Origin of the sequence: Okeania sp. SIO2B9 (genome assembly GCF_010672505.1) — a bacterium.
Classification (GTDB): domain Bacteria; phylum Cyanobacteriota; class Cyanobacteriia; order Cyanobacteriales; family Microcoleaceae; genus Okeania; species Okeania hirsuta.
Genome location: NZ_JAAHGK010000219.1, coordinates 1 through 7,511, shown reverse-complemented (window position 1 = coordinate 7,511; position 7,511 = coordinate 1). Strand labels below are relative to the sequence as shown.

4 protein-coding genes are annotated in these 7,511 nt (G+C 36.3%); 1 reads left to right on the top strand and 3 read right to left on the bottom strand.

The window, feature by feature from the left end; all coding sequences use genetic code 11:
- Positions 1-906: 906 nt before the first annotated feature.
- On the bottom strand, positions 907-2,589 hold the full coding sequence (locus F6K13_RS10350) for an NAD(P)H-quinone oxidoreductase subunit 4 (protein WP_124147768.1): 1,683 nt from the start codon (positions 2,587-2,589) through the stop codon (positions 907-909).
- Between the two features lie 481 nt (positions 2,590-3,070).
- Here F6K13_RS10350 and F6K13_RS10345 point away from each other — a divergent pair, with 481 nt between their 5' ends.
- Positions 3,071-3,769, top strand: a complete 699-nt coding sequence (locus F6K13_RS10345) for a hypothetical protein (RefSeq protein ID WP_124147769.1) — start codon at positions 3,071-3,073, stop codon at positions 3,767-3,769.
- Positions 3,770-5,005: 1,236 nt separating this feature from the next.
- Here F6K13_RS10345 and F6K13_RS10340 read toward each other — a convergent pair.
- Together F6K13_RS10340 and dhaL are read right to left on the bottom strand one after the other, a co-directional pair.
- Positions 5,006-6,127: a retropepsin-like aspartic protease gene (locus F6K13_RS10340; RefSeq protein WP_124147770.1), complete on the bottom strand. Its 1,122-nt coding sequence runs from the start codon at positions 6,125-6,127 to the stop codon at positions 5,006-5,008.
- A 422-nt stretch (positions 6,128-6,549) separates the two neighbouring features.
- On the bottom strand, positions 6,550-7,194 hold the full coding sequence (gene dhaL / locus F6K13_RS10335) for a dihydroxyacetone kinase subunit DhaL (protein WP_124147771.1): 645 nt from the start codon (positions 7,192-7,194) through the stop codon (positions 6,550-6,552).
- Positions 7,195-7,511: the final 317 nt, after the last annotated feature.

Below are 7,511 nucleotides of genomic sequence, written 5' to 3'. Positions count from 1 at the left end.
TGCTGTAAGTAAATAAAATTTCAACCCTTGCTAGAAACTTTTGAGTGAGGATAATTTTAATACAGTTCTAATTTACCTATTTCTTGCACTTCTCCAGAAAGAGATTGGCGTACTGATACTGTTAAATTAGCTTTACAATGAGGACAATTTAGTGTTTGACTACTTTCTACCCACTCATAATCATTATCAGTGGGTGGAAGTATAAAAGAAAAAGATAGGGATGGCAGTTTAAATTTCTTCTTGCAGTTTGGGCGTTTTCTAGCAGTATTTTTATTTTTTTGTCGCCATTTTATTTTTTTTTAGTGAGGGAACAAGGAATAGGAAATAAAATAGACTTTTGTGTTTGAGTAGTTAATCTAAAAATAATTTTTTCTGCCTATTTAAGCTGACAATCAAATATATAATTAATTTGGCTTGAATACTTAGAAAATTTTGTTTGAGTAGTTCAATCTAAGCTATTAATTCTATACGTTGTCCTACCGACAGCTTTCCTACCTGACTCCTAATTAACTATCTAATTATACCAATGCTACCAGATTTGATCTTATAGCAGTCGAAGGAAAGGAAGCGGACAGATCGACAACTTAAAACTTAGACAACGTCATTTCAGTTATCAGTTATCAGTTATCAGTACCTCTCGCTGTTTGCGCAGCATGACCTAGGAAAGCAAGAGGCTTGAAATACAGAATTATCTTTTTTTTTATCACCTTAAAAGGGGAGGCTTTAGACCACAATTTTTCGGTAAGATTTTTCTTTCTTCCTTCTTCCTTCTTCCTTCTGCTATGTTGCAGAAAATTTTGACAAAAAATAGTAGGGATATTGTATGCAACATCCCTACTGTAAACTAACTAAAAGTAATAGTTTGAAACCAAGCTAAAAGCTAAAAGCTAATTGCTGATAGCTATATTATTTGAAGATACCGGAAACTGATAATACTTCAGACTCAGGCATCTTGGGGAATAATGGTCCTTTTGCAAAGAGTTGAGGATTAGCTTTAGCAAAAGTGTATGATTGACGAACCTGACTATTTACTGCCACTGTCTTCGCATCGTACATCCGAGTTGCCATTTTAGGATATAAACCAATACCAATAATCAAAACCAAGAAACAAGCAGCGATCGCTACTTCTCGTGGTCTGGCGTCAGTATAGATGGCATTGGCAGGTAAGACACAATTAGTACCGTAACAAACTGCTTCATCTAAAACTTCATTTTCATAAGGAGTATCTTTGAGGATACAAGCAGGTGCTTGACCAGTGCTGTAGAACATTTGACGCAACATGGAAAGCAGATAAATGGGTGTCAAAATCAAACCAACTGCTGCGAGAAAAACTGTTACAGTGCGGAAAGTCGAACTATAAACGTCGCTGCTAGTTACTCCGACAAATACCATCAGTTCGCTAGCAAACCCACTCATTCCAGGAAGTGCTAAGGATGCCATGGCACTAACTGTAAATAGAGCAAATACTTTTGGCATCACTTGACCTAGACCACCCATTTCTTCCAACTTCAGAGTGTGGAGGCGATCGTAAGTTATACCCGCGAGGAAGAATAACACCGCAGCAATTAAACCGTGGGAAATCATCTGTAGTAAAGCACCACTCACACCCAAGTCAGTGAAGGAAGCAATACCTAACAAAACAAACCCCATGTGAGCTACAGATGAATAAGCCAAACGGCGCTTCATATTAGACTGTCCGAAAGAATTCAACCCGCCGTAAACAATATTAACAACACCCAAAATTGCCAGAATAGGAGCAAAGTAAACATGAGCATCAGAGAGCATTTCTAAGTTGAGGCGAATTAATCCATATCCACCCATTTTGAGCAATACACCTGCCAGAACCATTGATACAGGTGAAGAAGCTTCGCCGTGAGCATCAGGTAGCCATGTATGTAGAGGGAAAATGGCCAATTTGACTCCAAAAGCGATTAATAATCCTGCGTAAAGTAGAAGCTCTAAGGTCAGTGGATAATCTTTCAGACCTAGTTCCACCATGTCGAAGGTAATATTGCCGCCACCGTATAGGGCCATTCCTAAGGCTGCCACTAGAATAAATATGGAAGCTGCTGCTGTGTAGAGCAAGAATTTTGTTGCAGCGTAGCGACGCTTTTGGCCACCCCAGATGGAAATGAGCAGGTAGACAGGAACTAGCTCTAGTTCCCACATAATAAACAGTAACATCATGTCTTGGGCTACGAATACTCCTATCTGGGCGGAGTATAGCAGCAGCATTAGAAAGTAAAAAAGACGTGGTTTGTAGTCTACTTGCCACGCCGAGAATATTGAGAGTGTTGTTACCAGGCCAGCTAAAAGTACCAGTGGCATAGATAAACCGTCTACTGATACTGCCCAACTTAGACCTATCTGAGGGAGCCAGGCATATTTTTCTACGAGTTGAAAAGCTGAGTCGCTGGCATTGTAGCTATTCCAGAAGGCGTAGCACATCAGTGCAAAATCTATAATTCCTACACCAAGGGCGTACCATCTCATGGTTTTTCCGTTTTTATCGGGGATGACGGGAATGAGTAGGGCGGCCAGAAGTGGCAGTAGGACGATTGTGGTCAGCCAGGGAAATTGAGTTGCCATAACAGTGAGAACAAATACTTACCTTTGGTCAATTCTATATTACTAAACTTTGTAAACCTTTGTAAATAAATATTGAAAAAAATATTAATATTTATATCTAATCACAACATAAGTTTAACTTATGATTGAAGCAGGAGTCAGGAGTCAGGAGTCAGGAGTCAGGATTTTAGGAGTAGTTAGGAGTCAGGATTTTAGGAGTAGTTAGGAGCAGAAATAAATTAAGGTATAAGAAGGGAAAAAAAAGAAAGTTTTTTGTTTGCGTCAGCACGCGCGGAGTTTGCTCGTGTTATTGAGCGGATATAATATAAAGTTTTGATAGTGATATAGAACACTTATTCAGGTAATACAATCTGAATAATAGACATCTCCAAAAATACAAAATAAAATCAATTACCGTACATAAATTATCAGTTCTTTCCCCCTATCCCCTGTTCCCTGTTCCCTGTTCCCTGTTCCCTGTTCCCTCCTATTAATAATTTTGATGTCAGGATTTTCTACTAAAAAACTACTATCAACCGCATTACTTGTGGATTTTGTGGCGATCGCTGCTGTTATCTTCCGGGCAATACTACTGGATAAAGGACCATATCGATATTTTGATGAGGGGTCTTTGATTAATTGGTTATCGGGTATTCAGTTATTAATTATTGCTGGAATTAACTGGAAAATTTATCGTTTAAGAATTGGCAGAAAAGAGGTATCTCAGTCTGGAAAGAATTATCAAATACTTTGGCAGTTTTTGACTTTTGGTTTTGTGTTTTGCGCTGTGGATGAACTAATTCAAATCCATGAAAGGTTAGATAAATTTATTCATTGGATCTTTCAAATTCAGGAAACTGCTTTGACTGATAGTATTGACGATTTAATTATTGTGATTTACGGGATTATTGGGTTGTTGGTAATTTACTATTTTCGTCAGGAGTTTTATCAATATCGAGAGGCTTTTAGTTATTTTAAGATTGCTTTGATTTTAGCTTGTTGTTCCATTGCACTTGATTTTTTGACTCAAGGTCAAGAAACATCAAATTTGTTGAATGAAACTCAAGAAATGCAAAGGGAATGGCTCAGGAGTATAGAGGAAATATTTAAAGTTTTTGCTGAAGTATTTTTGATTGCTACTTTTTATAAATGTTTGAGAATTGCTAAAAGATTGAAGAAGGTGGTAGGTGTTAAATCTTAGGTCTGAAGTTAAATATTGCTTGCTGGTGATTTAACAAAGGTATTCTCAAATTAATTGGTTGGATGAACAACCTAACATAGTTCAATAACTAACAATTACTTGTCCTTAACACTATAGGTTTTAGGTTGTAGATGTTATACCAAATATCAAAAGTATTGCTACATATCCTTGAGACTAGGGAGTAGGGAGTAGGGTTCAAAAACATAAGATATTTTGGCTTAATGCCAATAATCATTACAAAAATTATTGAACCACTATTATTACTTAATAACTGAAGTCCCATCGGGAGTATAGCATTATTTTTGGGAATTGGTGTTAGGTTTTAGGTGTTAGGTTTTAGGTCTGAAGTTAAATCTTGCTTGCTGGGGATACAACAAAGGTATTCTCAAATTAATTTGTTGTATGAACAGCCTCAAATAGTTCAATAATTAACAATTACCTCTTCTTAAAACTATAGGATTAACTAAAAGATTTTTTTTCTTTTTTATGCTTGCTACAATAAAGTTTTATATACAGCACATTCCACTTTGGTGAGGTACACCTATCACGGGCAAGATGTCCGCACTTGAATTCATTCAATTGTTAATCTCTGTACTTCATATACTTGGAATCTGCTGTAAAATCTATATAGTTATCGCACTCTCTACTTCCATTCAATGCAGACATAAAATGCCGGAATTTCCCCAGATAATTCCCACTCTAATCCTTCCTTTTTCATTTATTCCTCTTTTCTTATGACTCCTGACTTATACGATAACTAATATGTACTCAAAAAAATAGATATTTCAAGAGTGTCATTTCAGTTATCAGTTATCAGTTATACCAAATCTCACGCATTATTGCTACATATCCTTGAGAGTAGGGAGTAGGGAGTAGGGTTAAAAGAGATAAGATATCTTGGTTTAATGCCGATAATCTTTATAAACATTACTAAACGATTATTATTACTTAATAACTGAAGTTCATCGGAAGTATAGCATTAATGCATGGAAATTGGTATTATCAGTTATCAGTTAGCCTCCTATGGTCGAAACTTAGTTAACAGTACCTCTGCAATAAGGAGGCTTGAAATATGGAATATTCTCTTTTTTTTATCCCCTTAAAAGGGGAGACTTTAGACCACAATTTTTCGGTAAAAACTATCCGCATTTAGTTAACTAGCTATCAGCTATTAGCTATTAGCCTAAAATTTGTTAATGGTATCTGTTTGCGGAGCATTCCGGACCGAAACGCTTTTTAAGGAGTTAATAATAAACTTCCATCCGCCGGAAAATTTTCTGGATTTTTTTGATTAAAGCGCCAATATTGCTGATAATTGTTCAAAAAATTTTGCCCTAAAATTCCATCAACTTCTAATAATTTCAATACAGGGGAAGATAAAATCACTGTTTCTAAATTTGTGAGTTGATAATTTCCCATTTTCACTTTAGCTAAAGAGGCATATTCTGCCATTTCTATTCCACAAAAACCTTGCACTCGAATTTCCTGTCTCTCAGCAGCAGAAATATTTAACTGATTAGCTAATTTTTGAGAAATAAAAATACTTTCTGCCCCCGTATCTAACATAAAAATAAACGGACCTTTGCCATTAATTTCTACCTCAGCTAACACCACACCTAACTTCGCTTTAAGTGGAATAGCATCATCAATATTTGTAGTAGGTATTGGAGTAGGAGGCAATAATTTTAATTCTTGAGTTTGAGGATGAATTTCTACATCAAAATTACTCAAAATATCCATTCCTAAAACTCCTGATAATCCATCTGGCATGATAGTAGTAGTAAATTCTAAAACTGTTAACCCTTCTACTTTGACATTATCAATTTTTAACACGGGTAAACGATGCAAATTAGCTTTCATCTCTGGGCATTCATCTCCCGCTACTGCATAGGTTAAAAGTTCTTGCGGTACTGGTTTTCCCGTTAAACCTAATTCTTTTACAGTTTCTGTGGCAATAATGGAAGTAGAAGCACCAGTATCTAATAAGAAATTACCCGATCTTTTTCCCAGAGTTGCTGTTAAAGTAAAAGCTTTTCCTCCTGTTAAAAATTGAAAAGGGATAGTTGCTTTACCTGTGACTTTTGGGCGGGGTAAATTTAAACCTTCTAATTCTACAATAGCTCCAATTTTTCTGTATTTATAAATAGTATTTTCGACAATTTCAGGACTTACACAAAGTTCTCTATTGTCTCCTATATTTTGTTTAGGTATGTTGCCATATACCCTATTGTATTTCTGATTGGCTATAGCTAAATTTTGCGAAAAAATAATAGGTTTTGATATAACTAAATGGTGGATAAAAATTGGGCAACTAATAGAGCTGAAAATAATAGCTATAATACTCCAAAATTTGTTCATAATTGTTAATTAGGGCTTGCTGATTAAATCTAAAAGCATTGATATATAAAGACAAGTACCTTTTTGGGGTCGAATTGCAGTGCCCCTGTTTCAGTCTAAAACGCTCAAAAAGCTAGTATTTTGGACGATTATGGCAGAACAATCTTGGGACAATTCTTACCGAAGAATTAATAATTAAATAATTAAATAATTCAGGTTTAAAGCCTCCCCTTTCAAGGGGAAAAAAATCAATTTTTTCCTTTTATTCAATCCTCTTCCTTTTAGGGAGAGGTAATTATCAATTATCCATTATCCATTATCAATTATTGAACCCCTACCTCCTCGCTCATTCCCCGTTCTTCCTGTCTCCTGTCTCCTGTCTCCTGTCTCCTGTCTCCTACCCCTACCCCTACCCCTACTCAAAGACTAGTGAAGCGCAAACCCTAATTAATCTGGCGATCGCTTTCTAAAGTATCTAACAAGGTCTTGAGTATGAGATAAGTTGAAGTTGCTCCTGGGTCTTGATGACCGATGCTGCGATCGCCCAAATAACTTGCTCTTCCTTTCTTGGCTAACATCGGAATCGTATTTTTCATTCCCTGTTCAGCAGCATCTACAGCTTGTTTCAAGCTCTCCACTAAACTACAACCATTTTCCGCTGCTTCTGTAAAAGTATCTGCTGCAGGTGACAAAGCATCTAACATGGTTTTGTCTCCCAAGTTAGCTTTACCTCGCTGCACTACTCCCTCAACTGCTGCTACCAATATTTTAGCCATATCTTCTGTTGTTATTTCCGACTTCCCCGCTACTACAGCACTTATTCGCAAAAATAAAGTGCCATATAGAGGTCCGCTAGCACCACCTATAGAAGAGATTAAAGTCATACTCACAGTTTTCAAAATACTGCCGATATCTTTATTAGCAACAGTGGGTAGTTGAGTTACGACTTTCTGAAAGCCACGATTCATATTAATGCCATGGTCAGCGTCACCAATAATGGCATCTAATTCTGTGAGATAATTTTTATTTTCTTGTAATACTGTTGCTACTGCTTGTAGCCATTGGATAATTTGCTCTTTGTTTACCATAGTTAAGAAAAAGTTTTGACAAGGTATAAGTTTATCTTAAATCTATGAGTCCAGACATATCAAGAAAACTCTCAACAATTAATAATTAGGGTTTGCGCTTCACTAGTCTTTTAGTAGGGGTAGGAGACAGCTATACTGGAGACAGGAGAAACGGGGAATGATATAGAATTCGGTTATATAGTATATGTTGATCAGGACTTACGCAAAGAGCAAATTATCCAATGGCTACAAGCAGTAGCAACAGTATTACAAGAAAATAAAAATTATCTCACAGAATTAGATGCCATTATTGGTGACGCTGACCATGGCATTAATAA